Consider the following 26,268-nt stretch of genomic DNA (forward strand, 5'->3'; position numbering starts at 1 on the left):
GTGGAGTTCGTCGAGTAGGGTATGTTGATATTCAGGTGATGCCGGCCTGCAAACGGCGGGGGGGGGGGGGGGGGGGGGGGGGGGGGAAAAAAAAAAAAAAAAAAAAGAGGGGGGGGCGGAGCCCCAATTTTCCCCCACACGCACGGCCCCGGGGGGTTGCCCTTGGGGTTTATTATGTGGCGGCGGGCCTGCGCGGCCCGCTTCCAAATTGTCCTTCTCCAGCTCCTCGCGGATCGCGGCGGCGGCGCGAACGGCCGCGGCGGCATGGCCCTCCAGCCGATCCGGCGCGCCGAAGAACGCCAGCATGCCGTCGCCCAGGAATTTGTCCACAGTCCCGCCATGTGCATCGACCGCGCCACACAAGATCGCGAAGTGGTGATTCAGCAGCCTGGCCGCGGCGGCGGCGTCCATCTGCTCCGACAGGGTGGTGAAGCCGGCGATGTCGGTGAACATCACAGTGACAACCGCTTCGCGCGGTTCGGCGATGCCGATCTCTCCGGTGCGCACCAACTTGGCCACCAGCGAGCGCGGAATATAGGTCGAAAATGCGCGCAAACCGATCAGCATGGCATTGAACGCCGAAGCCTGATTGTCCAACTCCAGCACTCTGCTGCGCGGCAAGGGGGCCACACCGTCGAGATCGAAATCGGCGACGCGGGTAGCCTGGCCGGCAATCGCCTGGATCGGGCGCGACAGGCGCCTGCCGAGAAGAATCGCGACGATGACCGCCACCGCCATCGCGAGAAGTCCAAGTATGGCCGATCCTATGACGCGCTCGATCTCGTCGCTGATCTGGCTGGTCTCGAAATAGGCGCCCAGCGTCCAGGGCTCGTCGCCATAGCCTGCGATCTTGCGGGTGATGGCGATGTAGGTGGTGTCGCCGCTCCACTCGGACGCATTGTCCACACTGGGGTCGATCTCGGCGATTTCTATGTCGCGGGCCTGGCGCGTATCGAACTCCCGCTCTACCTTGCGCGAGCTATATGCGGCCAATACCGGATCGCCATACGTGGCCAGCCGCGTCAGCGGCAGGAAACCATTTTTCAGAGCGTCGGGATCGGCCAGCCTTTGGTCGGCGACCACGCGATCTTCGCCATCAAGAATAAAGGCATGCGTGCCAAATCGCGATGACAATTTCCGCGTGATACCGGACAGTTTCTGCAATTCGACCGCCGCGATCACCCAGGCCTGCGTCACGCCATCACGTACCAGCGGCACCGAGACATGCGCGTACAGGCCGAACTCATTGGCCACGAACGCCCCCCACTGCCGGCCGCCGACCTGTTTGCGTTGCTCAAGGGCGGCGCGGATTTGGGGCGACTTCTCGGGCTCGGCCGGAAAATGCTCGATCGCGCCCGTTGCGACGTTGTTTTCAACGGAGCGCGCGGCGCCGCGGCAGACCAGATCGGGGGTGCAGATTAGCATCGCCTCGATCCCCGAAGCGGCAGCCAGAGCGCCCGCAACGGCTGCGGACATCGCCTTGTCGTCGATCTGGAACTCGCCCTGGGCATACAACTGCGCGATGCCGTCCACCGCGTTCTCGGCGTCTCCCATCTCCGCGCGCAGCGAGTCCTCCATCGCATCGATGAGGAGTGTCGACTGGGCGCCGAGCAAGTCGAACGTGTTGCGAAAGTTGGCACCGACCGACAATGCGAGCACACCGCCGACCGACAGGAATACGAGACTGCCAAAACTCAACGCCATCATGACTGCAATGGGGATGCGCCGCCGCTTCTTTTCGGGGCGGGCCAGACGCACTGGTTGCCCGGACGTGCTCATGCACCCAATGTCGCAATGGGCCGCCGAATTGCAAGCCCGGTGACGGCCTTAAAGAGAGGCGCGTCCCCAATGCACGAGCCTCCTGACATCGGGGCCTAACGTATCAACCGAATGTCCGCTGGGGATTCGACAGGCAGGCTTGGAAGCGCCTTGAAATTCTGGACGCCGCGACCGGCGTCGAGGACTTGCGGGCTTTGCCCAGCAATCGCCTTGAGGCCCTGAGGGGCGACCGGAGCGGCCAATTCAGCATCCGCATCAACATGCAATGGCGGATTTGCTTCGAATGGCCCAAGGACGCTACCGGCCCGTCAAACGTGGAAATGGTCGATTACCATAGGAGTGACTTATGTCCCGACCTGCCTTCCATCCCGGCGAAATTCTCGCCGACGAGCTTCAGGAGCTTGGCGTTTGGCCGACCGAGCTTTCGCGCCTTATCAACGTCCCGCCCAATCGGGTGACGCAGATAATCCATGGCCGGCGCGGCATCACCGGCGACACCGCCCTTCGGCTTGGCCACTGGTTTGGCAGCAGCGCCCAGTTTTGGCTCAATCTCCAAAGCGCCTATGACATCCGCGTCGCGGAAGAGAAGGCGGGCAGGGAAATCGCCAAGCTGCCGGTGCGGCGTGAGACCGGCGGCCTCAGCACCCCGCAGAACGTGCAGGGCCGCCCGTGACTCTTGTCAGATCCGAGAAACGTGATGCCGATCACGGGGAGGTTTTCACGCCCCCCTTGGCTACTCGAAAAATTCTCGATCTCGTCAAAGGCGAGACCGAGCGCATCGACTCCCGCTTCCTGGAGCCCGCGTGCGGAAGCGGAAATCTTCTTGCCCCCATCCTGCAAACTGGCCGCCGTGGAGATGAAATTCGGGAAGTCCGGTTTTGAGAAGCGTCACTACGCGTGCTCGCGCTGATGTTTGCCTACGGGATCGAGTTGTCCAGGGTCGGCCCATGCTCATACCCTAAATCCTCGTCACCGTCCTTGGGCTAGGTTCTGCTGCAGCCCGACGCTCACGTGAAGAGTTCGAAATGCGCTTCATATTTTTGTTGCCACTCCTCTCTGCGTCCTCGGCCGGCTCAGCGGGAGAGCTCTATCAGAACGTGGCCAGCCAAGATTCATTGGTTCGGGCCGGCATACCCGGCCGCATGCTGAACGCGCTGACGCTACATAAAGAACTTGGCGACGAATGCGACTTGGCTCCACTGATGGATATTAAGGCGCTCGAAAATTACTAAGACTTGGAGCCTTAGGCCTTCAGACTTTGCACTAATACATGCCCAAACAACTTGGAGCGTCAAAGGGGGCGGGGTGCCCGGAACAGAATGTGACGACCTTAGTTATGAGATTCTAGACTTCGATATCGGGATCCCGCGTCCACGCGACGAGTTGTTAAAACTACTCAATGCGACGAACGCAAAGCAGCGGCGCGCGTCGTTTCTCACGGTCCGCCCCACCTGGCACCGCCCAACCCAGAGCCCACGCCCCGTGCTCGGCGCGACGCTTGATCGACCCGCCGTGCTGCAGAGTGCGACGGGTTTTTCAATGTCGATCGCGCAGCTCTTTGACTGCCTTGGTGAGGGTCAGGCGGTCATTGCCCTTCTTTTTGATCAGCTTGCTGACTTGACTTGGCGAAATGCGATTTTCCCGCGCGAAACGTTCCACTTCATAAAACGCATCGATCGAGAGGCGGCCTCGGTCGACGTAGGCTTGGGTGCTCTTGTTCTCGTTCATTTCTGTTTTCCTACTCGCTCAGCAGCTGCAATGAGAATCCGCCCGCCACTCCTCGATTTGGCGGACGGATCCCATCAGCGCAGGAAGGGACTCTAGCTGCGCAGATCCAGTTTCTGGGGATTGTTGGAGCGTCCATTTCTGGTTAACGAGCATCAGCTCGCGACTATTCCAATCACCAACACGGTGATGGAGATGGCGAAAACCGGTGCAAGCAGCCAGCGAGCTTCGTGAACACTGTTCTCCATAGGCTCCTCCCTTGAGGGACCGCAACGAGTCCGAACAGACGCAGTTCCGGACGGCTACACGTAGGGGGCCATTGCGCGCAGTGACTCAGACTTAGGTCCCTACGCACGGCTAGCCTTAAGGCTCAGTTTGGAACGTCTAGGGAAGCTGCAGGTTTGGGCGAGCCTGGCGCAATGTTTCGCGCCCACGAGCCCACAAGGAGATAACTATGAGAATGCATCTTTCCACCGCAGCGGCGGGATTTCTGCTGCTGGCTGGTGTCGGTGCCGCCGCCGCTCAGGACGTGGTCATTGACCCGCAGCAGGAAACCGTCATTAAGGAATACGTGAAAAAGCAGCCGCTCGCATCGGTGAAAGTCCCCGGGGTAGAGCTGAATGTCGGCTCGACGCTTCCCGACACCGTCGAGCTTCATGAAGTCCCCAACGTGAAGTATCGCTACAGCGTGATCGACAACCGGACCGTTGTCGTTGACCCGGGCACACATAAGATCGTCAAAGTGATCGAATGACTATAACTTGGCGACGAGAAACCCGCCGTCTCCGAATTGAGCGGCGGGAGACTTGCCGTTCTCTCGAATGAAATATTCCGCCTCATCGTCTGCCATGACATTGTGGTCGCTGAAATCTCGCTTTGTGGCCATCGCGGGAGATCATCTAAGTTGCAGAGGTTGAGGAACATTCCACCTTTCGTGAAGTTGGGAGCGCAGGCCCGCTTTTGAGGTGCCAAAATGTTTGATGCCGGCGAGCTTTTGGGAGGAAGCCATGATCCGCGTCACGCCTGCATCTCGTATTTCGCGCCGCCGCGCATTGCAGTTTGGCCTGGGAGCAACGCTCGCTTCGACCACCGGCCTAGCCCCGGTTTCCCGCGCCTATGCGCAGGATGAGGTCAAAGACGAAGACATTTTCCGGTTCGCCCTCAATCTCGAATATATGGAAGCCGAATATTACCTGCGCGGTACAACCGGAAAAGGGATCGAAGACTCGGATGCTGGCGCCAAGGCGGGCGCTGTGGTTGGCGGCAAACAGGTCAGCTTTGACACGCCTGCAATCGGAGAGTTCATGCGCGAGGTCGCCGAAAACGAACTCGCGCACGTTCGCTTCTACCGCAAGACGCTGGGAACCAACGCCGTTGACCGGCCGGCCATCGATTTCGACGCAGGGTTCAAGGCGGTTGCGGAGGCAGCAGGCCTCGGACCGGACTTCGACCCCTTCGGCAACGAAACGAACTTCGTTCTCGGCGGGATGTTGTTCGAGGATGTCGGCGTCACCGCCTATGCCGGTGCGGCGACCGTTCTGAAAAATAAGGACTTCCTCGCCGCCGCCGCTGGCATTCTGGCCGTCGAGGCCTACCATATGGGTATGGCGCGATCCACGCTATACCGGAAGGGCGAGAAGGCTTGGAAGGCCGCCAATGCGGTTTCCGATGCCCGCGACAAGATCGACGGATCTGACGATAAGGACCAGGGCATCCAGGTGGACGGACAAGCCAACATCGTTCCCTCGACGCCCGATGCGATCGCATTCACCAGAACGCCGCAGGAGGTGCTCAGGATCGTCTACCTCACCGACAAGGACGGAGTGAGCAAGGGCGGCTTCTATCCGGAAGGGATGAACGGCACGCTCAAGAGCACCTGAGCAGATTGCGAATGAGAGGGGGGACGCGGGCGCCGGAGGCCGACACTATGGCTGCGCGTCGGGTGACCGATGCACCAACGCTCGTTCGTCGGCACGGCGAAGGCGCTCTGTTCAGCCCGGTGAGGGGACGCTTGTCTGCACGAGCTGCGACCGGGGCGGGCCCGTGAGCCTGAAGATCCATAGGCAGTCTCAGCACCGGCAACGGTCCATAGAGCAACTTGACCTCCTCCTCGCTCGGCAGCACTCGGGCCGGGCAGGTCGGCTCGATCGCCATGCGCACGAGCTGCAGGCGGTTCAGCGCACGCCGCATTCGCTTCGCATGAGCCAGACCTATCGCTCTGCCGCTATATCGCTGTGCGGCTATCGGCCAATGGGCTCAAACCTTATGAGCTGGTCCGAGCGGCCAGGCTGACCAGGCTCGATCTTCGTCAACCGCAATCTCGCCTCGCCCACGCGTCGTTGCGCAGCCCGAATCCTGTTGATATTGATGCCGACACCGCAGCCTTCATCCAGCATTTCATTTGCACGTTCGAGGGAGCGCTCGGCCCGGCTAAGCCGCTGTCGGGCTCTCGCCAGTTCCATATCCAAAAGTTCCAGTATTCCGTATCCATGCGGTCCCTTCGATTGGTAAACCGCTTGTGGTCGCCGTTGGTTCCGGCTGTTCGCAAGCGTGCAGCCCAGACGATCGATGTGGCTGGCACAGTTCTAGAGCGAGAGTGATGGCGCTGGTGGACTGAAGGTTGCGACGAATGAACGCCGGCCCAGTTCAACCCGCGCGACGTCCTTCAACGCTGAGGCGATCGATCTTCACTAAGCGGTCTGCGACCTCGACCGCAGTTCGTATCCTGCTGGACAGCGCGAGATTGTCGGCCAGCATTTCTTCAGTGCGTTTAAGCGCGAGCTCGGTCCGGCGGATGCGCTGCCTGGCATTGGCAACTTCCGACGTCAAAATATTGGCCGCCATCCCGTGGCCCTGGGGTTCCATAGTGTCCATGGACTTCTAACACATTGGGGGCCGATATCGTTCCCTGATGTCGGGCGAAACAGGCGAAACGGGGTGCCGTACTTCGTGTATCAGTGATGAGCGCTGCCAATATGGCCCGGCCGTCATTGCAGCCGCAACAAACGCGCAATGGGCCGAATGGCCAATGCGCTTCCTACCAAAACAGCGCCAGAACGGGCCCTCGGCGACCCGGGCGCCGGCAGCGCCGGCGCGCCGACCGCGAACAGCTCGTCCATGAGGCGCTGGGACCCGACGCGCACGGTGCAGGAGGTTCTATACATAATCATTTAATTGAATGGCGGGTGATCTATCGGAACATCAACAGGGAGCTCATCGGCCTCCCAACGGTGCACGGCCGTCCTTGCCTCAGGCGAGTTCGGGCCATCCGCGCATCACAGCTACCAGGCACGATCTGGCGCTGACGCACGCTGCGGTTGGCCAAAGCAGCGTGGACCCCGGCCAGTCAATCGCCCTCCATGCCCGTTGCGACCGAAACGGTATTCCTTAATGCAACCTCCGCCGTGTCTTGGCGTTTAGCCGCGTCCAAACGCGCGGAGCGACAAGAATGCCAGCGTTCATTCCGATTACGATATACCTCAATGGCAACGCGACGGTAGTCAAAACGATAGCCGACGCCGCTAAGGCGCTTGAACAACCATGGCCATATAGGGCCAAGCCAGGACGGCTCGAAGCGATCCGGATGATCAAAGAATGCATGGCCGGCCATTGCAGCCAATATGCTGCATTCGATGCCTTCAAGGCGGCGGCAACGGAACAGGGGCTTCTTAAAAAACGTCTGTGACCACCACCAAGATGAATCAGATCGACCCGCACGCCTGGCCCACCCAGCCCCTCGAGCGCATCGCCAGTGGCTGGCTAAACAGCGATATCGACCCCGTTACGCCATGGAACTACCTGCGCTGAACGGCCTTGGCTGCACGACGCACGCGCGGGACCAGGGCGTCGTTCAGTGAGCTTATGGCTTCGCGTGGCGGCTCATCACGATGGTACGACCAGAGGCGCGATGCTGACGAGCGAGTCCGCTAGGCGCACGGCTGGTTCACTCCCATGCTTAACCTGAGTGCTATCACCGGCTTCGCCGCTAGGCGATCAAGTTGGTCCCCGGTCTCCTTCGGCGTTTCGGTGGGAGGTGCCATGACATCCCCCTCCATGTGAAGAGCATGATTACACGCGTACGACCATAGTGAGGATCAAGCTCCCTTCTGGATGGTAGCTTTCACAACACCGCTATCTGCGTAGCTCTGTGCCCGTCTCCCATCATAGCCAGGACCATGCCGGCCGTGGCGTCGGCGCTACCCCTTGACCGCCGAGCCGACGATCGAATCCACGAAGAAGCGCTGCAAGAAAACGAAGAGCACCAACGGCGGCAGCACAGCAAGCGTGGCGCCAGCCATCACCAGTCCCGTATTGAGGGCGCCTCTGTTGTAGCTGAGCAGGCGGCTCAGGCTGATAACGATAGGATAGTCGTGTGCATTGCCCTGTAGAACCGTCAGCGGCCACAGATAGCTGTTCCAGTGGTAGACGAAGGCAAACAGCGCCAGTGCCGCGATTGCCGGCGCCACGCTGGGCGCGACGATCTTGAACAGGATCAGGAGTTCGGACGCCCCATCCATCCGCGCGGCGTCGATCAGGTCGTCCGGCACGCCGGCTATGAACTGGCGCATCAGGAAAATGCCGAATGCATTGGCGAGATTGGGTACGATAATGCCGGCAAGGCTGGCGTTCAGCCCGATCGATCCGACGAGACGGTACAGTGGGATCAGGGTGACGATCGGCGGCAGGAACATGGTGGCGATCAGCACCGAAAACAACAGCGAACGGCCGGGAAAGTGGTGCTTGGCGAAGGCATAGCCAGCCATCATGCTGGTGACCAGAATGCCGGCGGTGGTGATCGTGGCGATCACCAGCGAATTCCACATCGAGCGGCCGACATTGATGACGCCGGACACTTTCTCATAGGCTTCGAGGCTCGGCGTGCGCGGTATCCACACGGGCGGAACCTGCATGGTTTCGGCCGGCGTCTTCAGGCTGGACAGCACCATCCACAACAACGGGAAGGCGGAGGCCACCGCAACCAGCAGCATCAGCGTAGCGAAGAGAGCTCTGCGGCCCGCCAGGCGTTTGCGAGCCAACCGGCTTGATGCTGAGCGGCCCGGCGCGCTCATTCGTCATCCTTCCGGTTGGCGAACGCAAATAGCGCGCACACGACGACGATCAGCGCCAGCATCAGCATCACTGCCATGGCCGAGCCCAATCCGCCTTGTGCGCGCTCGATGCCGACTCGCCGGATATGGTAGGTCAGCACGTTGGTCGAGCCGACCGGCCCGCCTTGGGTGATCAGCGCCACCGGCTCGAATACCTGCACGGCGTTGATGATGGCGATGACGGCGCTGAACAGGAGCGTGCGGCGCAGCAGCGGCAAGGTGATGAAATGGAACTGTTCGCGCCGGTTGGCGCCGTCCAGAGTCGCCGCCTCGTAAAGACTGCCCGGGATCTGGGTCAGCCCGGCAACCGCCAGCACCGTGAAATAGCCGATCTGCTGCCAGACATTGAGCACGACGATTGAGATCAACGCCGATCTTGGCGACGACAGCCAGGGTTGCGGGCCGATGCCGGCGAGGCCGAGCATCTGGTTGAGCGGCCCTTCGCTCGGCGAATAGAGCTTCGACCAGACCAGCGTCACGGCGATCATCGGCACCATGTAGGTGGAAAACAACACGGTCCGAAGCGCCGTGCCGCCTGCGACCTCGCGCTGGTAGACCATCAGGCCGAACGCCAGCGAAAGGGGCAGGATGAGCATCACCGACACTGCCGTGTAGATCGCGGTGTTGAGCAGCGCTCGTTTGAAATCCCGCCCGACCGAGGTCGGCCCGAATATTTCGCGAAAATTGTCGAAGCCGATGAAGCTCGCATTGGAAAACGGCGTTTGCGTCGACCAGTCCTGGAATGACAGCCAGATGGTGAGCAGCATCGGCAAAAGGATGAAAACGCCGATCAATGTCACGGCGGGCGCCAGCATAATGCCCGCCGAGGCACGATAGGTCTTGATCATCGCTCTGCTTCCAAAGCGTCGGGCTCTCGAAACAGCGCCTTCGCTATTTGGCGGCACGCTCCAGGATCGAGACGGCATCGGCCTGCGCGTTCGCCTGCGCATCCTTGGCCGAGAGCTGACCATACTGCAACGCTTCGAGCGTCTGCTGCAGCGATTCGCTGAACTCCTGGCCGCCCGGCACGACGGGGAAGGGCTTGGCGTCGGCAAGCACGCTGACATAGCCGGACAGGAACTCGGAACCGAGCTTGTCTTTATGGGCTTCGATGTCGGAGGTCCGCGTCGGCAGGATGCCCATCGACATCAGAATATCCGACATTGCCGAGGCGCCGTTCTTGCCGGACTTCGGACTGTTCAGCCATGCCAGGAAATCCCAGGCCGCTTTTTGCTCGGCCTGACCGGCATTGGCGTTGACGACGGTCATCCATGAATAGGAGATCGAGTGCGGCTTGTCGCCGCTCGGACCGACCGGGATGGGTGCGGTAGCGATATTGGAGAACTTGTCGCCCATGCCGCTCTTTAGTGCGCTTTCCCACCAGTTGGCCATGATGATCATCCCGGTCTTGCCGGAGACGAAGTTGTCGAGGAAGGGGCCGGTGGTGTTGGCGTCGGCCGTGGCCATCGCCGGATCGCTGGCGCCGGACTTGATCAGGTCTTCGTAGAGCTGGAAAGTCTCGCCGGCTTGAGGACTGTCGAGCATCGGTTTGCCGTCCTTGACCAGCTCGCCGCCATTGGAAACCAGCAGCGAGGCGAAGGGATGGACGACGCCCGCCGCCCAGGAATTGATCATGCCAAAACCTTGCTGGCCGGCATCTTTCCTGGTCAGCTTCTTGGCCGCATCCTTCAACTCGGACCAGGTCTTCGGCGCTGCCGCAATGCCTGCCTGCTTGAACAGCTCCTTGTTGTAGTTCAGCGCATAGACGTCGATCTCGTTTGGAATGCCATAGAGCGTGCCGCCGACCGATGCCGCACTGACGACACCAGCCGGCCAAGCACTCTTCACCTCGCCGGCAACCGCATCGGGGGCCGGCGCGACCAGCTTGTCTCGCGCCAGTTCGGGCAGCCACAAATCATAGATGCCGCCGATCGTCGGCCCATCGGAGCTGCCGCCTTGGGAACGAAGCGTCGTCAGGAGATCGCCGAAGGGGACGGCGCGAATGGTGACGGTCACATCCGGATTGGTCTTGGCGTAATCCTTGGCCGCCGCGTCCAGCAAAGCGACCGTTTCGGGCGACCAGTGGGTCAGATAGGAGATGTTGACCGATTGCGCCCAACCAATAGTGGGCGACGCCAGCAGCCCTGCAGCCAGTGCCAGTTTCGAAACCCAAGCCAAAGACATCCGGATCCTCCGCGTAGCCGCATAGCGATGTGAATGAGGTTATGACAACTTGAAGCAACGACGCAAGCGCTATCTTCGTGAAGGGTTCCCACCAGTGCTGCGGACGATTCCTTCTATCTGGCCCGCAACGGGAAGATGGCCTATTGAAAGTAACCCCTTAACTAAGATGGTTGGAGCTGTTTCTCACTGCCGGGAATGCCCAAAACGAGCAGCAAGGCTCTTGCGATAGAAGTCATGTCGTTATAATGATCATTAGCTGCGAAGGACGCCGATGTTGGATGGAAGACGGAGCATGATTCATCGACGCGCTGCGCTCAGCCTGATCGCCGGCTTCGGCGCCGCGTGCACCGGGGCCTGTTTCACGCTGCCGTCCAGAGCCGCCGACACCACCGCGTTGTGGAGCTGGCGCTCCGCGGACCGGGCGGTCGCCAGTCCGGGCCGCCCTCGATGACACGCGTTCTCGCCATCGATCTCGGCGGCACCAATTTGCGCGCGGCTATCCATACCGGCGATGTTCGCTGGCTGGAGATGCTGAGCCGCGAGCCAGCGCCGGCAAGTCTTGATGCGTTCGTCGACCGTATCGGTGCCTTGCGTGCCGAGGCAGGCCCAGTCGAGGCACTCGGCCTGGCGGTGCCGGGGCTAGTCGAAGGATCGGTCTGCCGCTGGATTCCGAACCTGCCCTATCTCGACGGCATCGATGTCGCGGCCTTGTTTCCTCGTCTGCCTGTTGCCATTGGCAATGACGCGCAGATCGCCATGCTGGCCGAGGTGGTCGAAGGTGCAGCAAAGGGCCTGTCCGATGCAATCCTGCTGGCGATCGGCACCGGCATCGGCTCCGCCGTTCTGGCCAATAATCGCATCGTTGCCGGCGCCGGTGGCGGCGCCTGCTCATTCGGCTGGGCCTGCGCCGACATCGAAGATGAAGGCGAAGATCGCAGCGGCTGGCTCGAGCGCTTCGCTTCCGGCCGCGCATTCGACGCCGCGGCGCGCCAGATCGGACTGTCCAATGGCGGCAGGCTGGTCGAGGCTGCCCGGGCCGGCAAGACGGCCGCCCTTGACGCATTGGAGCTGCCGGCGCACCGGCTGGGCACCGCCCTTGCGGGTGCGGTCGCGCTGCTCGATCCGCAAGCCATCCTGATTTCCGGCGGCCTTGCCGATGCGCTGGACGTGGTAGGGCCGCCGCTGCTTTCGGCTTTGCGGCGTCAGCTGCCGCCGCATCTGCGCGACATCGTTCTGCGTTCCGGCGAATTCGGCTCCCGCGCCGGTCTCGTTGGCGCCTCGCTGGCCGGTCTCGCCGGAGCACAGTGGAGGCAGATAAGATGAGCGAGCCGAGCTTTCAGCAACCCGACCGCAGCAGGCCTGAGCCGCTCTGGTATCAGGTGGAGGAAGCGATCCGCACCATCGTCAAGAGCGGTGAGTGGGCGACCGGCGACCAGATTCCGGCCGAAGACAGGTTATGCGCCTTATTCGGGGTGAGCCGCATCACGCTGCGCCACGCACTGCGCAATCTTGAGGAGCACGGGCTGCTCAGGCGCGAACATGGCCGGGGCACCTTCGTGCGCTCCACCACGCTGGTCGCAGGCACCCGCGAACTGACCAGCTTTACCCAGGAAATGGGCAATATGGGCGTGGTCGCCGGCTCGCGCTTGCTCGACTGCAGCCTGACCACGGCCAGTGCCGCCGCGGCCGGAGCGCTGGAGATCGAGGAGGGTGATCCGGTGGTGCGCATCCGGCGGCTCAGGCTCGGCAACAACGAGCCGATCGGAATCCAGACGGCTCAGCTCTCGGCCGCGCGCGTGCCCGGCTTTCTCGATGCCGGCCTCCTGCAGGGCTCGCTCTACGAAGCACTGGAGCGCCATTACGGAATCGTGCCGGTCGCGGCGCGCGAAAACTACCGTGTCGGCGCTGTCGGGAGGGCGGATGCCGAGTTGCTCGATCTGCCCGCGGGAAGTCCCGCTTTTGTGGTCGAGCGCATCACCACCGACGAGCGCGGCCCGTTCGAATTCACCGTCTCGGTGATGCGGGGCGACCGCTACGAAATCCGCTCGACACTGCGTGCCGGCCGCGTCCCGCCAAACGCAAGAAGCTGAGCCATTATCGAAGCCGACACATAACAGGAGTACCGACGTGTCTGACCTTTACATACCCCGCCTTGCCGCCCTCATCGAACAGGCCTCGAAAGCCAATGCCGAAGCCTTTGGCGAAGCGGCCAGCCGCTTTGCCGACACCCTCGAGAGCGGTGGGCTGGTTCATCTTTACGGCTCGGGCCACTCGGTGTTGCCGGTCCAGGAAGTGTTTCCGCGCTACGGCAGCTATGTCGGCTTTAATCCGCTGACCGACCCGCGCGTCATGTGGCACAACGTGCTCGGCGCCGGCGGCGTGCGAGAACTTCTGTGGCTGGAGCGGACCGAGAAATACGCCGAGAAATTCCTAGATCATCAGCCGCTGAACAAAGGCGATTCGATCATCATCTTCGGCCATAGCGGCCGCAATTCGTCGGGCATCGATACGGCACTTTACGCCAAAAAACGGGGCATCTTCGTGGTTGCGGTGACCAGCAAGAACAATCTTGACAAGCCGGCGACGCACTCTTCGGGCAAGCGGCTTGCCGATGCGGCCGACCTTGTCATCGACACCTGCTCGCCGATCGAGGATGCCATCGTGCCGGTCGAGGGCTGGAGCCGGCCGGTCTCCGGCTCGTCGACCGTGCTTGCCATGATCCTGGCGCATGAGCTGATCGCCCGCACGGCAGAGGCGCTTTCGAAACGCGGTATCGAGCTGCCTGTCTTCGCCTCGCCGACAATTGCCGGCGTCACACTGCACGACACCGACGTCATCTATGGCGTCTATCGCGAGAAAATGCTCGAGGCACAAAGGAAGCATCTGCCGAGCTTCCAGGCGACCATGCGCGGCGAATGACAAACGGGGAGGGCGCGCAAACCCCAGACCTCCGGAAGGTAATCTGTTCGTAATACAGCTCGGGACGCGCCGATCCGCTGGTCGGTCAGCCTGTTCTTCAGGAGCAGTTTCCGGGCGCAGCGGCGAATCATCGACCATGGCTGCGCCACCAGATTGCTGTCTATGCGGAGCCGCCTCCTCGCGGCACACCGTGGTGCATTTCTGGCACGGTGAAAACCGGCACTTCGCCCTTGAAACCCTGGAGTTCAAAGGCGCCCGCCTGGACGACCGGCATCGATGCTCCTGCCGCAAAGCCGGGACCAAGCACAAGCGGGATGTGCAGCTTCTTGGTCGTCGACTCGAGCCGTGCCGTGCGGTTCACCGGCGAGCCGATCGCGGTGTAGTCGAAGCGCCGTTCGGAGCCGAAATTGCCCACCGAACAGATGCCGGTCTCGATGGCGACGCCGATTTGGATGGAGGGGTGGCCATCCCCGGTAAAGGCGGCGTCCTCGCGCTTCACCCGTTCGATCAGGGCAAGGCCCGCGTCGAGCGCGCGCTCGCGATGATCCGGCTGATCAAGCGGCGCGTTCCAGAAGGCGAGCACCGCATCGCCCATGAACTTGTCGATGGTGCCGTCGCGCTTGAGGATCTCATCGGTCGCAATGCCGAGGAAGTGGTTGACCACCTTTGCGATTTCCTGGGTATCGAGTTGTTCGCTCATCGTCGTGAAGCCGCGTATGTCGCTGAGCAGGATCGTGATCTCGCGCTTCTCGCCCGACAGGATCGCTTCGGTGTCGGAGCTTGCGAGGCGCTGCACCACGGAAGGCGAGAGATACTGGGAGAACTGCCGTGCAAGGGTGGACCGGCGCTGCTCGCTGCGCCTGTAGAGGACATAGCCTTCGAAGCTGGCTACCAGGATCGTCGCAAGCGCCGGCTGCAGCGGGTCATAGAGTTTACCCTGCATACTGTATTCAAGAGCGCCGAACACGAACGGCGTGACGGCCAGCAGCGCGAGAGCCAGGGCACCAAGCACGACACGCCCGGCGAGCACTCCGGAAAGTGCGATGAAGATGACGGCAGTGAGGACAAACCAGAGCCGCTCCACCGTGCGCGCGTGCGTCGGCTCTGCCAGGTAGCGCCCGGCAAGCAACTGGCCGATTGCATCGGCGTGGATGTCGGCGCCTGGTCGCGCTGGACGCGTCGGGGTAGGCAGGTACTGCGTCAGTCCCACCGCCGACAGATCGACAATGGCGATGGCGTCCCGCAGCCGCGGATCACTGCCGCCCGAAAGGATAGTGCTGGCAGATATGCGCGGCGTATCCGTTGCGGTTTCCCAGAGGCGGATACTCCCCTCCGGCTCGAGCGGCACGATGGCGCCGGCCATCCTGAGTGCGTCGAACCCGGCGGCATTCATCCGGGCTATGTAGCCGTCCTGTCCGGCGTAAAGGCGCAGGAGCTCGAGCGCGAAAGACGGCCACAGCTGCACGCCTTGTGCGGTATTGCGAAGCCACAGCAGCGGCACATGACGCAGTACGCCGTCGGGATCGGGCAAGGTGCGAATTACGCCTAGGCCCGCGGCGGCGTTCGAGAATTCGGCAAGCGAGCCGGTCAGGCCGGTGAAGCCCGGAAGTGTGTCAGGTACTTGCCCGACGATCGACCAGCCGGCTTTGGGCCCTGCTTCTGAAACCGTCGCTTCATTGCCCAGGCTGACGGCAAGCGCCGTTCGATTTTTCGCCAGTGCCGCTGCCAGGCGCTTGTCTCCGGCGATGCCCTCAGGCGAGGTGTCGGCCTCGGGCAGCACCAGCGCAAGCCCGATGACCGCGGCGCCGGATTTGGTGATGCCATCGACCAGATCGGCCAAGAGGCCACGGTTCCAGGGCCATCGCCCATGTCCCTTGAGGCTGGCATCGTCTATCGAGACGATCACGACAGGATTGCTCGTCGCTTGGCGCGGGGCGAGAAACTGGTAGAAGTCGTAGGTGCGTTCGCGCAGGCGCGACAGCGGCCCGTCGAAAGCTAAATGGCAAGCGAGCAGCAGGAGCACGACCACAAGACCGGATATTTTGCGCCTGGCAGCGTGCCGCCAATCAGCCCAGTGCCAACCGACCAAGAGGCTCATGTCGTGCCGCCGGGCTTAATTGCAGTAGTAGCAGCAACCCTCACCCTCACCCTCGCACCCACCCTTATCCACGCCGCCGCCCACAGGCGGGGTTGGGGTGTCGGGGAATTCCATGACCACTCCTGGCAATGCCCCGTCGGTGGAATCGCAGACTTTGAGCGAGCCGCCGAGTGCCGACGCACAAAGCGCGGTTACGTCCAGTCCCGGACCCGGTTCGCCTGGCAGGCCGGTGCCGGCTATCCGGTCGATGCTGTCCAATATCGGGAAGGTGTCGATTCCGCCGTAACCGGTCAGCAGCTTGCCGTCTTCCGACGTGCAGGCGTAGCCCGGGTTTGTGATGACCAGCCGTTTGCCATTGATCGTGCAGGTCATGCGGCCGGCGCGCAGAATGCCGACGGTCTGGCCATCTGCCACCAGCACTTCGATGATGCCGCCTCTGGCCCCGAGCACCATGTGCGGCGTCGCAACCTGCATGACGCCGCCTTTTGAAACCTGGCCGCCATAAAAACGGGCCAGGCCGCTGTTCATCCCGATGTCGATCTTTCCCGATCCGGAGCCCGGATTGTAGACGAATTCATCGATCGTCAGGCTGGTGTTCGGACCAATCTTGGCGCTCGATTCGTCGCGGAACACCAACATTCCAAGACCGGTGGGATCGCTGCGCAACTGGTCGCCGAGCTCGACGCCGGCACCGACGTCCATTGTCCCGCCGTTGTTGCGGACGATGTTGGTCTGGTAGGCCGTCATCGACCCGACCGTTTCAGCGGCGGATGGTGCCGCAAAGGCAAGGCAGCCGACAAAAATGGCGATCTGACGGTACGGGGTCCTCATCGCGGCCTCTTTCAATTGAGCGTCAACGTATAGCTCATGAGCATTTCGAATGATTTTCGGTCGCGGTTGGCGATGTCGAAGTTGGTTTCGCGATAGGCGAGATCGACGCTGATCTTCTGCGCCTCCGTAAGCTGAAAATCGCTTTCCGAGGCAATGCGCCAGAAGTCGCTCTTGATACTTGTGCCGATGCCGATGGACAGATCGGGAGCGTCGCTATGGCCGGCCGAGAAGGCGACCTGGTGCGACCATGCGAAAAGATCCGGTACGTTCATCAACAGGCCGCCATAGCGGACCTCGCCCGTGTAGCTGCGGCCGATTTCAGATCCGGAGGCGAAGTCATTCGAGCCGACGAAGCGCAGTCCGAGCGCCTGGCCATTGCGGAAGCGGTAGCTGCCGCCTGCCTCATAGAAAACCCTGCTATCGGCGAAAATGCCTTGCGAGGCGCTTAGATCGATGTAGCCGCCACCGGCGAAGAGCGTCGTCTCGACCGTCGGGCGCACAAGAAAGCGCCCACTGACGCCGATGCCGGTTTCCTGGATATCGCTGTCGAAACGATCTGTAACCGTGAAGGCGGAAAGCAGCAGGCGCAGCGAATCGATCCCACTGTTGGGCAGCCCCTTGTCCCAGGTGATCGCGGCGTTGCCGTGGATGAAGGTCTCCTTGCCACCCGGAACCGACAGGTCTTCCGTGAAAAAACGCTGTGTCGCCGTCAACGATCCCGAAAGGACGAGAGCGTCGGCGCTTGGCGTGCCGAGGTCCCACCGGACAAAGCCCTCCGCCCGCCCATAGGGCGAGACGAAGCTGTCGTCGTCCTGCGCCCCGCCGGGCTCAAAATCGGTAAATGCGCTGAACACGCCGCCGGTCAGGGCGAGTTCCCAGGTGACGCCGCGCAATGCGCGATCGATGCGGGCGAGTAGGCGAGCAGCTTCCTGCTGCTCACTTGCGGTCAGGCCCCCGACTTCGATGCCGTACTGTACCTGCCGCCGGGCCAATTCATAGGAGCCGACATGATAGTACAACCGGCTGGCCGCAAGCCGGGCGCGCGCATCGCGGGGATACTTGATCAGATACTGCTCGATTGAGGAGATCGCCTGATCGTACTGCCCGGCGTTGACGGCAACCGTGACGAACTGGGCGAGCGTTCCGTTGTCGGCCGGACTGGCGATGCGGGCCGAAAACGCATCGTCATAGGCCGTAAAAAGACCTTGTGCGCCGGCCGGCAATACGCCGGTACAAAGCAGCGCCGCGGCGCAGCCGAAGATCGTTCGAAACGAAGATTGCATGCCGAGAACCCACCCCAACCCGACCAGTGCCAAGGACTTAGCACGACCACAAGAAAAAAGGCGACTGAACTTTGACGAAAGGGCTCGAGTTTTCAACAGCTGTTGCAGCCGCGCAACAAACCATCGGGGTTATTCGTATTGCGGCTGCGCTGGTTGTAGAAAATCATCTCACCGTTGCAGGAACAAGTGAAGTATTCGGAACGACATGCAAATAACTCAAATCATCACCAGTCGTGGATCGCACAGCCGGCAAGATTAATATTGTTTGCGCGATTCTGCGCGTATCTGGTCACTGAATGAGCCATCAAGTTCACCCCGCAGCTCATCCAAGGGTCTTTCGTGGCACCGCGCAACCGATCGGAGAGCTGCCACGAGGCGCTTCTCACCACGTCTACGCGACGCGGAGCAGCTCTTGCTATTTCGTCGACAGGTCAGCTTATAGGAACCTATCTCTCCATGGTGCGTCACCGGAAGCGCTCGCTACAGCACGAGCATGGTGGCCAGCCCCAGCATCAGGCCCATGCCTACGATATCGGTCACGGTGGTGAGGAAGATCGCCGAAGCGACCGCCGGATCGGCGCCGACCCGGCGTAGGCCCAGCGGGATCAGCACGCCGGAGATTCCCGACATGAGGCATGATCCGGTCATGGCGAGCAGGATCACAAGTGCCAGCATGGGCGCCTGGGCCGCCGACTCCGGTTGCCGCGAGGCGTAGAACCACATCGCCGCAGCCGCCACAAGACCGACGAGCACGCCGTTGGCGATCCCGAGCGCGCCCTCCCTCATCACCAGGTTCAGCTTCGGTCGTTTGTCCACATCGCCCAGGGCAAGGCCACGCAGCGTCATAGCCAGAGCCTGGCAGCCGGTGTTTCCGCTCTGCCCGGCCAAGACCGGGAGGAACGCCGCCAGGGCGACGATCTTCTCGATCGTGCCTGTGAACGAACTGACCACGAAAGCGGCCATGAAGGCCGTCAACAGGTTCAGCTGCAGCCACGGATGACGCTTCAAGAAGGCTGAATACAGCGGCGTAAAAGAACGCTCCTCCTTCTGCACACCCACCATCTGGCCAGACTGGGCCGAAATTTCGATGATTTGCTGCTCGAACAGCCGCCAGCCGCGGACCTGCCCGAGCAGCCGGTTCTTCGCGTCCACCACGGGATAGACAGGGTAGTGACGCCGTACCGCCGCCTTGCATGCGTCGCTCAAAGAGAGACCGACATTAAGGGCGAAGGGCCTCGGCAGCATGATCTGATCGACCGTCGCGTCCGGTTCGCTCAGCATCAGATCGCGCAATACCAGCAGGCCAACCAGCTTGTCGCCCCCCTCCGTAACATAGAGATAAGTGAGCTCGCTCGGCACCTGGGTGCGTCTGACCGCCTCCACTGCGGCGGCAACCGTGGTGCCGACAGGAACGCTGGCGGGAACCGGGTCCATCAGCTCGACGAGCGACTGGGGGATCGCGAGGTCCTTGGCATCGCCATGAGGTTTGACTGGCCGCATGTGCGGCGGCAAATGCTCCGCCACCTTACGGGCGTGCCGGTCCGGCAACAACTTTAGTGTGTCCCGAATGAACTCGGGAGACTCTCGAGTAAGCAATTCCGCCGCGTCATCAGGTGCTCGAGCACGCAACGTGCGCACCAGCTTTTCAACGTCGTTCTCTTCCTTCATCTGCCGCCGCCCCCAAATTGCAAGTGTCTTGCCTCTGACAGTATGACACGGATCGGATCGCTCTGTCTGGGGCGCAGTGGCCCAAGCGCCTCGATCCCGAAATCTTCGCCTCTCGGGCGCCGAGTTCACTGAACCCAGACAGATCTGAGCCGTTGCGGCGTACATAAAGGCGGGCTGTAACGTCTGCGTGTCGCCGAGATTTTAACGTGTTGCGAACTTCACCGGTTTTTCTGGGCTCTGCGAGCACGGCGCACCAGTGGAACTGAAACCCTGAGACTCTGCAGCGGCAGGGTCTCCGGCGTTCGAATTTATTTGCCTCATCCGGCGCATCTTGCCAGTTCCACCAGCCATCGACGCCGTGGCCGCTTGAGATCTGCTACTGCTTGCACAGAAGGATGTGGAGCACGAGCTCCTTCGAGGACGATTTCATGACTGTCTTGCACCAAGGGAATAACTTCGGCAAGTTCGTTGCGTCTTGGGAGAGGGCCAACAATGAAATTATCTTGCATTCGCATGATGCCGGTCGCGGCAAGGTGATTTGTGCAAACTCGTTCGTTCCAACCGCCGCCTGCGCCAACTCGGCTGCCTTCGATCATGGATGTCAGATGGCGGCGTATTTGTTTTGCTCTCGATCGATCTATAACGACAGCCGTTTTGGCGACTTTCTTATTGAGGATAGGAAGCATGACTAAAACAGAGAGAAAGATCGTGGCGTTGCCGCTCTGAAAGCCGCGCTCAAAGGCACCCGCCCTAGCAAAGTGTGCTTCGATGCCGCTCGCGCCAGCGGTTGGTGGACCGGCCGCTGACGGCTTTCGAACTCGGCCTTTAGTTGGTTGCTTATCGGCTTCGGCTCACCGCCAATCGGCAGGCCGTCCAAGCCGAGGTGGCGCAGACGGTTAAGGCGGTCGGCCATCCGAACCTAGAGCGGTGCGTTCATGACCTTCGCCGTCACCGGTATGTTCGCGCCGCATCGGCTTTGGAAAGACGGCCTTCAACAATGTCGCGGGCCATCTCCTCTCGACGCAGCGGCGTCAGACGGGCATTCTTATGGATGTTCGTTCGGTCCTCCGAGAATCACTGAAGCTTCGACAACCTCAGCTTTCCCGGCTTGGACCGGATGGACAACCTACTGAAAGCTCACAGCTAGCCCGGGCAAAAAACATCGTCACTCTGAACAATCGCGCTGAGCGGAAAAGAAGATCGGGAATGAGGATGCCCACTTCTTACAATCTTCTCGAAAGCAGGATCGGTGAGATGCAACACGGCGCACCTGCCGGCCTACCATCCGATGACCAGGAAATAGCTGGCCGGCCCTTGGCGATCGAGTGTGAGCGCCACAACGCGCCGGTCACCTAAACCATTCCAGCCGTGGGTTATTTCTGCTCCAAAAATGATGTGTACGGCGAACTTTTGCGACCCCGTCACAAGTGAAGGTAGGCTGCCTAGAGATTATTCGCGATCAGATCGCCTTGCAAGCCTTACGCCGGCCCCCCCGCCATTTTCTGGGATAAATTCGACACCAGCCGCCTCCAACGCTTGGCGGATCGCTGTTATATTGTTTGCGTGTGGCACTCGGGTGCCTCGCTCAAAATCAACAACAGTGGGCCGCGATACCTTGGCGGCGTCCGAGAGCTCGCCCTGACTCATTCCCAACATCGCGCGAGCACCTCGACATTGTGCGGCAGAAATTTTACTGGAAGTCAAATGTTTATCTCTTGGATTGACATTTCGCGATTTATTGGTCAAATTGTCAAAGGCTTTATGTTGCGACAATGTTCGCGGCCGAACGGGATGTTTGCACCATCCCGTCCGGCCTGACCACAACCCAAGCCGCTGAGGAGCTCGGATTATGGCTGATTCCGACCATATCATGACTTTGCCTTTCGTCACCCGCAGGCAATTGCTTGCGGGAGGGCTAGTTACGTCAGTCGCTTTCGTGTTTGAGAAAGATGCGGTGGCCGACAATGACTCGGTGACGAGTTTTCCCCCCACCGATCCAGCGCTGGCACTTTGGCGGGAGTGGAGGACAGTCCATAAGCTAGCTGTGAAGCTTTGCCGCACACAGCAGCGCTTGGAGACGAGGCTTGTCGAGGGCGTCGGCTTTCCTTGTGCGACCGTCCGCCTTCCGACGGGCGAGGACGTGACGATCCACTCGATCAGGGCGCTCAATGAGATGTTGGGTAGAGGGCCGGATACGGCAGCTCTGCGCCAGAAAGCCAAAGCTGATTTCGCGGCGCATCAGGCGCGCTGGGATGCGCATGCCAACGAAATCGGCTATACCGCCGCGCTCAAGGCAGAGCGCGAGACTGGTGACCGGGCGAAGGATCTGCTGGAAGCCCTCTCGACCACCCCCGCTACGACTCTTGCGGGCGTTGCGAGCAAGCTCGATGCTGTGTTGCGGGAGGGCGAAACCTGGGAGGAATGTTCCGAGTACCCGTGGCCGCAAATCCGCTCAGCCCTCACCGATCTGGTGCGCATAGCCCAGCAGACAATGCCCATCCCGGGGAGCAGCGTCCCAAGCTTTCTCGGGATTGCCGACACGTCTGGGGCGGCTGAGCGGGAATCCCAGTGTTCCCGGGCCTAAAAGCATCGGCCGGAAGTGGGCATCCTGTGAGTGAAAAATCCGGTGCTTCGAGAGAGTGAGAGCGGCGGACCGGCTTGAGCAGAAGGGCCGCCGTTCCGGCGCGTTCAGATCACAACAAACGAACCTGCTGCAAGCGACAGACCTGGAGAGAGAGTGGCGAACTGTATTTGAGATGCGCCGCCGATCCCGTCGCTGTCGAAAGAGAGCGCCCCGGTTGAGCTGTTGTAGATTATATGGTCGGAGCTGTCATGCGCAGCCGTGCCAGCAAAGAAAGCATCGGATGAGAGGCCGCCCAGCTTAAGCCCGGCAAAAACGGCGTCATCGAGCTGGATCTTGTCCTGGAGCTTGTCGAAGTCGGTGACCTTGTCGATATTGCCGGCTCCAAGAGCGCTGTTGAACACGAAGGCATCATTGCCTCCGTTACCGGTCAAGATGTCGGCACCGCCGCCTCCGTTGACGATGTTTGCGCCGCCATTTCCCTGGATGGTCTGGGCAAAGGCGTTGCCGGTCAGGTTTATTGCAGCCGTACCGGACGGGTTGGTGGTGGCGAGAAGCTCGATCTGTGAACCTGCAGAAAGCGCATGACTCACCGAGGCGAGCACCCGGTCGGTTCCGCCGCCGGCCACCTCGTTCACCTTGTCACCGGCGTTGTCGACATAGTAGGTATCATTGCCGCCATAGCCGACCATCTTGTCGGCGCCACCGCCGCCGTTGATGACGTTTGCGCCAGCATTGCCAAAAATGGCTTGGCCGAACGCGTTGCCGGTTAGGTTTATTGCTGTCATGAGCGTTGGATTGTTGGTGGCGAGGAGCTCAACCTCTGAGCCGGCCGAAAGGGCATGGCTGACAGCAGCGTAAACCCTGTCAACCCCACCGCTCACCGCTTCGACTACCTTGTCGCCCGCGTTGTCGATGTGGTATGTGTCGTTACCGCCATAGCCGGTCATGGTATCGGCGCCGCCGCCGCCCCTAATGTAATTGGCGCCGGCATTGCCTTGGATGGTCTGGCTGAACTCGTTGCCTGTGAGGTTGATTGCCGTCGTGCCGGCCGGATTGTTGGTGGCAAGAAGCTCGATCTCCGAACCGGCCGCAAGCGCATGACTTACCGAGGCGAGTGCTTTGTCGGTACCGCCGCCCGCCGCCTCGATCTCCTTATCGCGGACATCATCGACATAATAGGTGTCATTGCCGCCGTAGCCGATCATAGTGTGGCCGCCGGCCCCGTGAAACACATCGTCGCCGCGGGTGCCATACAAGGTGTCGCTTGTGTCGACGGGAGGCGGAGTGGTACCCGTCGTTGCAAGGTTGTGTTCCCGGAAAACGGCCTGCAGTTCCGAAGAGCTCTCCAACGCTGTGTCGCCTCGCTGCGAACCCCAGGCGTATGCGTAGTCGAAGGCGGGTGACGGAACCAGCTTGGCCCAGTGGTCCATCATGGTTTCCATCTGGGCGGCGGTGGGCACGACATATTTGCCACCCATGTCGGTGTTATACTCGCCACCTCCAAACGCCTGGTAGCCCGGAACGATCTTGCTCGTCGGGATGCCCGATGCCTGAGCGGCGGCGACGAATTTATCGATCATGTTGTAGTCGACCGGGCCATCCGTGCGAACGGGATAGACATCTATGCCATAGTAATCGATACCGGTATTGGCGGGATTGTACGTGCCCCTAAAATCCGGATTCGCCGACGTTCCCAAGCTCATCATTGTAATGTAGGTCTTGGCGCCTGGAAAATGCTCATGGATCCAGTCGGATTCTGCCTTCAGATTTGCGGCAGAGGCATAAGTGCCCCATTGGCCGGTGGGATCCGGCTCGTCAACCAGGAAGAACCCAAATACGTTCGGATTGCCGAGGAAAGGAGTAACCTTGTCGATAAAGGACTGGGTTACGCCGTTGGCCTCGTCAAGGTACACCAAGCCTTTCATGCCCTCCGGCAGTTCGTTGACCTGGTCAACATATTGCACGCTAGCCAGATTGAATCCGGCTTTTGCAATGTCCGTGCCGGATCCGCCCGACGTGTAATGCAGAGTCGCCATCCATAATCCCTCATTTTGATTCGATAGCGCCCCGCGGATGTCTGCCTACTAGAAGGTGTATATTAGCGCCAAATCACATACCTGCACGCGCTGATAGAATGGGTGATATTCAATAGGAATTCTAAAATGAATAACAAAACCCGCGTGACATATAGAACGACGAAGGAGAAGAATACCTTATGATTGCCCGAATCCCTTCGGCTTTATCTGATTAAGTATGATTTTATGCAGTTTACAAATTTCAAAAAAGCGTTTAGCGTCGCCGTTTACAATTTTAATTATTGTGTTTTTATTTAGCATAGCGCTCGTAGATGGTATCCTGCCTGACCTTAATCTAAGGTTCTCGTCCCTCCACAGTCTGGCTGTCGCGAGCAATTAGTTGTGGACAATTCGTAGGCGACTGCGCGGTCGGCAGATCAGGTTGGCGACATCGAAAGCGTCGAATCGGCTGTTCTGCTGGTCACAAAGAGGCAGCTTGCGCGGCCTGCGGCCGACCGGCAAGCGCGACAAGCTGAGGCGCGAAATTTGACCCGGGGAGCTTTAGGAAATCCGGGGCCTGCCGTTTGCCCACCACAAGCACATGAGGTCGACAAACATGCTGAAGCGGCTAAACTAGGAGATCAAGCGGCGCTCCCTGGTCGTCAACATCTTTCCAGCCCGCAGGGCTGTCGGCAACTGGACAGAGCAGCGTCACAACCCGCGTTAACGGTGCCGCCGCTCTGATTTTTCAGTTCACGATCCTGTCGTCATCTAGAGACATTGGACGTTCGTCCCGCCACCGCGGATCTTAGCAAAAATGGCTGCGTCTTCGGAGCGGCAAGAGCAACCATTTCACCGGTTCCAATCTAAGACGAGCCACTGACGGAGCGGCGGACACGCTCGAGTTGAAGGTCCGCCGCTCTGGTTTTCAGATCAAAGAGTGATGCTGCAACGGGAGATGGGTGGCGAGCTGCGCTTGAGCTGCACCGCCGACCGCGTCGCTGTCGAGAGAGAGCGACCCGGTCGAGCTGTCAAAGATGATGTGGTGGGAACCATTATCATCGGTGGCCGTACCAGCAGGGGAAGTATGCAATGAAAGCCCGCCCGACTTAAGCTCGGTAGGCGCGGCTTGGTCGAGGTGGAGCTTGTCCTGAAGCTTGCTGAAATCGAAGGCATCGTTGCCTCCGTGGCTAGACATGATCTCGGCGGCGGCGGCGTTTTTCGCCTGGGCGCCGACACTTTCATCGGGCTGGACGGTTTGCGCGAACCCGTGGCGGATCAGGCTGGTTGCCGTCTTGTCGGATGGATCGTTGGTCGGGAGAAGTTCCGAGCCGGCCGAAAGAGAATGGCTCAACGAGGCCAATATGCGGTCAACGCTGCTGCCCTCGCTTACCTTGTCGCCGGCATTGGTGTCAGTCGAACTGCCGTCGGTGGCGAGGAGGTGCGACAGCGCGGTCTTGCCATGGCTGCCATCGGCGGTGGTGGTGGCGGAGGCGGCGGTATCAGTCGAACTGCTATTGCCAGCGAGGAGTTGCGAAAGCGCGGTCTTGCCATGGCTGTCATCGCTGGTGGTGGCACCAGAGGCGGCGGTAGCAGTCGAACTGCTATTGCCGGCGAGGAGTTGCGACAGCGCGGTCTTGCCATGGCTGCCATCGGCGGTGGTGGCGGCGGTATCAGTCGAACTGCTATTGCCAGCGAGGAGATGCGACAGCGCAGTCTTGCCATGACTGCCATCGCTGGTGGTAGCGCCGGAGGCGGTAGCAGTCGAACTGCCGTTGCCGGCGAGGAGGTGCGAAAGCGTGGTCTTGCCATGATTGCTTTCGGAAGGGGCTGTGGCAGTTGAGGTGCTGCCGCTGGAGGTGGCTTCGGAAGGAGCGGTGGCAGTCGAGGTGCTGCCGCTGGAGGTGGCCTCGGTAGGGGTGGTCGCAGTCGAGGTGCTGCCGCCAGTGGTGGCCTCGGCCGGGGCGGTGGCAGTCGAGGTGTTGCCGCCGGTGGTGGCTTCGGTAGGGGCGGTGGCAGTCGAGGTGCTGCCGCCAGTGGTGGCCTCGGAAGGGATGCTCGCCGTAGAAGTGGG

24 protein-coding genes and 3 pseudogenes are annotated in these 26,268 nt (G+C 60.9%); 13 read left to right on the top strand and 14 right to left on the bottom strand.

Going from position 1 to position 26,268, the window contains the following annotated elements; translation table 11 throughout:
* Positions 1 to 1,779, bottom strand: a 1,779-nt coding sequence (locus AC0L2Y_RS30640; protein ID WP_473561610.1) for an adenylate/guanylate cyclase domain-containing protein, incomplete at its 3' end; no start/stop codon positions are given.
* A gap of 125 nt (positions 1,780 to 1,904) precedes the next feature.
* Here AC0L2Y_RS30640 and AC0L2Y_RS30645 point away from each other — a divergent pair.
* The 3 genes and pseudogenes from AC0L2Y_RS30645 to AC0L2Y_RS30655 all read left to right on the top strand — a co-directional run.
* Positions 1,905 to 2,114, top strand: a pseudogene (locus AC0L2Y_RS30645) (type II toxin-antitoxin system RelE/ParE family toxin); the annotation flags it as partial.
* Between the two features lie 11 nt (positions 2,115 to 2,125).
* Positions 2,126 to 2,452 (top strand): HigA family addiction module antitoxin, encoded by a 327-nt coding sequence (locus AC0L2Y_RS30650; RefSeq protein ID WP_473561611.1) that lies wholly within the window; start codon positions 2,126 to 2,128, stop codon positions 2,450 to 2,452.
* A 352-nt stretch (positions 2,453 to 2,804) separates the two neighbouring features.
* Positions 2,805 to 3,011, top strand: a complete 207-nt coding sequence (locus AC0L2Y_RS30655; RefSeq protein ID WP_473561613.1) for a hypothetical protein — start codon at positions 2,805 to 2,807, stop codon at positions 3,009 to 3,011.
* Between the two features lie 304 nt (positions 3,012 to 3,315).
* On the opposite strand, the gene AC0L2Y_RS30660 is transcribed toward AC0L2Y_RS30655, so the two are convergent.
* On the bottom strand, positions 3,316 to 3,507 hold the full coding sequence (locus AC0L2Y_RS30660) for a DUF3606 domain-containing protein (RefSeq protein WP_473561614.1): 192 nt from the start codon (positions 3,505 to 3,507) through the stop codon (positions 3,316 to 3,318).
* A gap of 451 nt (positions 3,508 to 3,958) precedes the next feature.
* Between AC0L2Y_RS30660 and AC0L2Y_RS30665 the strand changes: the two genes are divergently transcribed.
* Positions 3,959 to 4,258 (top strand): DUF1236 domain-containing protein, encoded by a 300-nt coding sequence (locus tag AC0L2Y_RS30665; protein WP_473561616.1) that lies wholly within the window; start codon positions 3,959 to 3,961, stop codon positions 4,256 to 4,258.
* A 253-nt stretch (positions 4,259 to 4,511) separates the two neighbouring features.
* On the top strand, positions 4,512 to 5,384 hold the full coding sequence (locus AC0L2Y_RS30670) for a ferritin-like domain-containing protein (protein ID WP_473561618.1): 873 nt from the start codon (positions 4,512 to 4,514) through the stop codon (positions 5,382 to 5,384).
* A 766-nt stretch (positions 5,385 to 6,150) separates the two neighbouring features.
* Here the strand turns inward: AC0L2Y_RS30670 and AC0L2Y_RS30675 are convergent.
* Positions 6,151 to 6,348: a hypothetical protein gene (locus AC0L2Y_RS30675; RefSeq protein WP_473561620.1), complete on the bottom strand. Its 198-nt coding sequence runs from the start codon at positions 6,346 to 6,348 to the stop codon at positions 6,151 to 6,153.
* Between the two features lie 604 nt (positions 6,349 to 6,952).
* Between AC0L2Y_RS30675 and AC0L2Y_RS30680 the strand changes: the two genes are divergently transcribed.
* Complete coding sequence (locus AC0L2Y_RS30680; protein ID WP_473561622.1) at positions 6,953 to 7,189, top strand: DUF982 domain-containing protein; 237 nt, start codon at positions 6,953 to 6,955, stop codon at positions 7,187 to 7,189.
* Complete coding sequence (locus AC0L2Y_RS30685; protein ID WP_473561624.1) at positions 7,186 to 7,311, top strand: transposase domain-containing protein; 126 nt, start codon at positions 7,186 to 7,188, stop codon at positions 7,309 to 7,311. The genes AC0L2Y_RS30680 and AC0L2Y_RS30685 overlap by 4 nt, the downstream gene beginning before the upstream one ends.
* 389 nt (positions 7,312 to 7,700) lie before the next feature.
* On the opposite strand, the gene AC0L2Y_RS30690 is transcribed toward AC0L2Y_RS30685, so the two are convergent.
* From AC0L2Y_RS30690 to AC0L2Y_RS30700, 3 genes are read right to left on the bottom strand one after another with little or no spacing between them, the layout of a single operon-like run.
* Positions 7,701 to 8,573 carry a carbohydrate ABC transporter permease gene (locus tag AC0L2Y_RS30690; protein ID WP_473561625.1) on the bottom strand — a complete coding sequence of 291 codons (873 nt, stop codon included), beginning with the start codon at positions 8,571 to 8,573 and terminating at the stop codon, positions 7,701 to 7,703.
* A complete protein-coding gene (locus AC0L2Y_RS30695) occupies positions 8,570 to 9,460 on the bottom strand; it encodes a carbohydrate ABC transporter permease (protein WP_473561627.1) in 891 nt (296 codons plus the stop codon). The genes AC0L2Y_RS30690 and AC0L2Y_RS30695 overlap by 4 nt, the downstream gene beginning before the upstream one ends.
* 43 nt (positions 9,461 to 9,503) lie before the next feature.
* Positions 9,504 to 10,796 (bottom strand): ABC transporter substrate-binding protein, encoded by a 1,293-nt coding sequence (locus AC0L2Y_RS30700; protein ID WP_473561629.1) that lies wholly within the window; start codon positions 10,794 to 10,796, stop codon positions 9,504 to 9,506.
* Between the two features lie 447 nt (positions 10,797 to 11,243).
* Between AC0L2Y_RS30700 and AC0L2Y_RS30705 the strand changes: the two genes are divergently transcribed.
* From AC0L2Y_RS30705 to AC0L2Y_RS30715, 3 genes are read left to right on the top strand one after another with little or no spacing between them, the layout of a single operon-like run.
* Positions 11,244 to 12,119 carry an ROK family protein gene (locus tag AC0L2Y_RS30705; protein ID WP_473561631.1) on the top strand — a complete coding sequence of 292 codons (876 nt, stop codon included), beginning with the start codon at positions 11,244 to 11,246 and terminating at the stop codon, positions 12,117 to 12,119.
* The gene (locus tag AC0L2Y_RS30710) at positions 12,116 to 12,886 is read left to right on the top strand and encodes a GntR family transcriptional regulator (RefSeq protein WP_473561633.1); all 771 of its coding nucleotides are present in this window, start codon (positions 12,116 to 12,118) and stop codon (positions 12,884 to 12,886) included. The genes AC0L2Y_RS30705 and AC0L2Y_RS30710 overlap by 4 nt, the downstream gene beginning before the upstream one ends.
* A gap of 37 nt (positions 12,887 to 12,923) precedes the next feature.
* Positions 12,924 to 13,715 carry a sugar isomerase domain-containing protein gene (locus tag AC0L2Y_RS30715; RefSeq protein ID WP_473561635.1) on the top strand — a complete coding sequence of 264 codons (792 nt, stop codon included), beginning with the start codon at positions 12,924 to 12,926 and terminating at the stop codon, positions 13,713 to 13,715.
* A 160-nt stretch (positions 13,716 to 13,875) separates the two neighbouring features.
* On the opposite strand, the gene AC0L2Y_RS30720 is transcribed toward AC0L2Y_RS30715, so the two are convergent.
* From AC0L2Y_RS30720 to AC0L2Y_RS30730, 3 genes are read right to left on the bottom strand one after another with little or no spacing between them, the layout of a single operon-like run.
* Positions 13,876 to 15,813: a CHASE2 domain-containing protein gene (locus tag AC0L2Y_RS30720; protein WP_473561637.1), complete on the bottom strand. Its 1,938-nt coding sequence runs from the start codon at positions 15,811 to 15,813 to the stop codon at positions 13,876 to 13,878.
* A gap of 15 nt (positions 15,814 to 15,828) precedes the next feature.
* Positions 15,829 to 16,644: a FecR family protein gene (locus AC0L2Y_RS30725; RefSeq protein ID WP_473561639.1), complete on the bottom strand. Its 816-nt coding sequence runs from the start codon at positions 16,642 to 16,644 to the stop codon at positions 15,829 to 15,831.
* A gap of 11 nt (positions 16,645 to 16,655) precedes the next feature.
* The gene (locus AC0L2Y_RS30730; RefSeq protein ID WP_473561641.1) at positions 16,656 to 17,927 is read right to left on the bottom strand and encodes a tetratricopeptide repeat protein; all 1,272 of its coding nucleotides are present in this window, start codon (positions 17,925 to 17,927) and stop codon (positions 16,656 to 16,658) included.
* A 71-nt stretch (positions 17,928 to 17,998) separates the two neighbouring features.
* Here AC0L2Y_RS30730 and AC0L2Y_RS30735 point away from each other — a divergent pair, with 71 nt between their 5' ends.
* Positions 17,999 to 18,142 (top strand): hypothetical protein, encoded by a 144-nt coding sequence (locus AC0L2Y_RS30735; protein WP_473561643.1) that lies wholly within the window; start codon positions 17,999 to 18,001, stop codon positions 18,140 to 18,142.
* A gap of 265 nt (positions 18,143 to 18,407) precedes the next feature.
* Here AC0L2Y_RS30735 and AC0L2Y_RS30740 read toward each other — a convergent pair whose 3' ends face one another.
* On the bottom strand, positions 18,408 to 19,595 hold the full coding sequence (locus AC0L2Y_RS30740) for a magnesium transporter (protein WP_473561645.1): 1,188 nt from the start codon (positions 19,593 to 19,595) through the stop codon (positions 18,408 to 18,410).
* A gap of 428 nt (positions 19,596 to 20,023) precedes the next feature.
* On the opposite strand from AC0L2Y_RS30740, the gene AC0L2Y_RS30745 reads away from it, so the two are divergent.
* On the top strand, positions 20,024 to 20,287 hold the full coding sequence (locus tag AC0L2Y_RS30745; protein WP_473561647.1) for a hypothetical protein: 264 nt from the start codon (positions 20,024 to 20,026) through the stop codon (positions 20,285 to 20,287).
* A 262-nt stretch (positions 20,288 to 20,549) separates the two neighbouring features.
* Here the strand turns inward: AC0L2Y_RS30745 and AC0L2Y_RS30750 are convergent.
* Together AC0L2Y_RS30750 and AC0L2Y_RS30755 are read right to left on the bottom strand one after the other, a co-directional pair.
* Positions 20,550 to 20,648: pseudogene (locus AC0L2Y_RS30750) on the bottom strand (IS481 family transposase); the annotation flags it as partial.
* Between the two features lie 396 nt (positions 20,649 to 21,044).
* The gene (locus AC0L2Y_RS30755) at positions 21,045 to 21,467 is read right to left on the bottom strand and encodes a helix-turn-helix domain-containing protein (RefSeq protein WP_473561648.1); all 423 of its coding nucleotides are present in this window, start codon (positions 21,465 to 21,467) and stop codon (positions 21,045 to 21,047) included.
* On the opposite strand from AC0L2Y_RS30755, the gene AC0L2Y_RS30760 reads away from it, so the two are divergent.
* Positions 21,445 to 22,179: a hypothetical protein gene (locus tag AC0L2Y_RS30760; protein ID WP_473561650.1), complete on the top strand. Its 735-nt coding sequence runs from the start codon at positions 21,445 to 21,447 to the stop codon at positions 22,177 to 22,179. The two genes, AC0L2Y_RS30755 and AC0L2Y_RS30760, sit on opposite strands and share 23 nt — an antisense overlap.
* A 104-nt stretch (positions 22,180 to 22,283) precedes the next feature.
* On the opposite strand, the gene AC0L2Y_RS30765 is transcribed toward AC0L2Y_RS30760, so the two are convergent.
* Together AC0L2Y_RS30765 and AC0L2Y_RS30770 are read right to left on the bottom strand one after the other, a co-directional pair.
* On the bottom strand, positions 22,284 to 24,215 hold the full coding sequence (locus AC0L2Y_RS30765) for a calcium-binding protein (protein WP_473561652.1): 1,932 nt from the start codon (positions 24,213 to 24,215) through the stop codon (positions 22,284 to 22,286).
* Between the two features lie 907 nt (positions 24,216 to 25,122).
* Positions 25,123 to 26,268: pseudogene (locus AC0L2Y_RS30770) on the bottom strand (hypothetical protein); the annotation flags it as partial.

This window comes from Mesorhizobium sp. WSM4830, assembly GCF_055811495.1.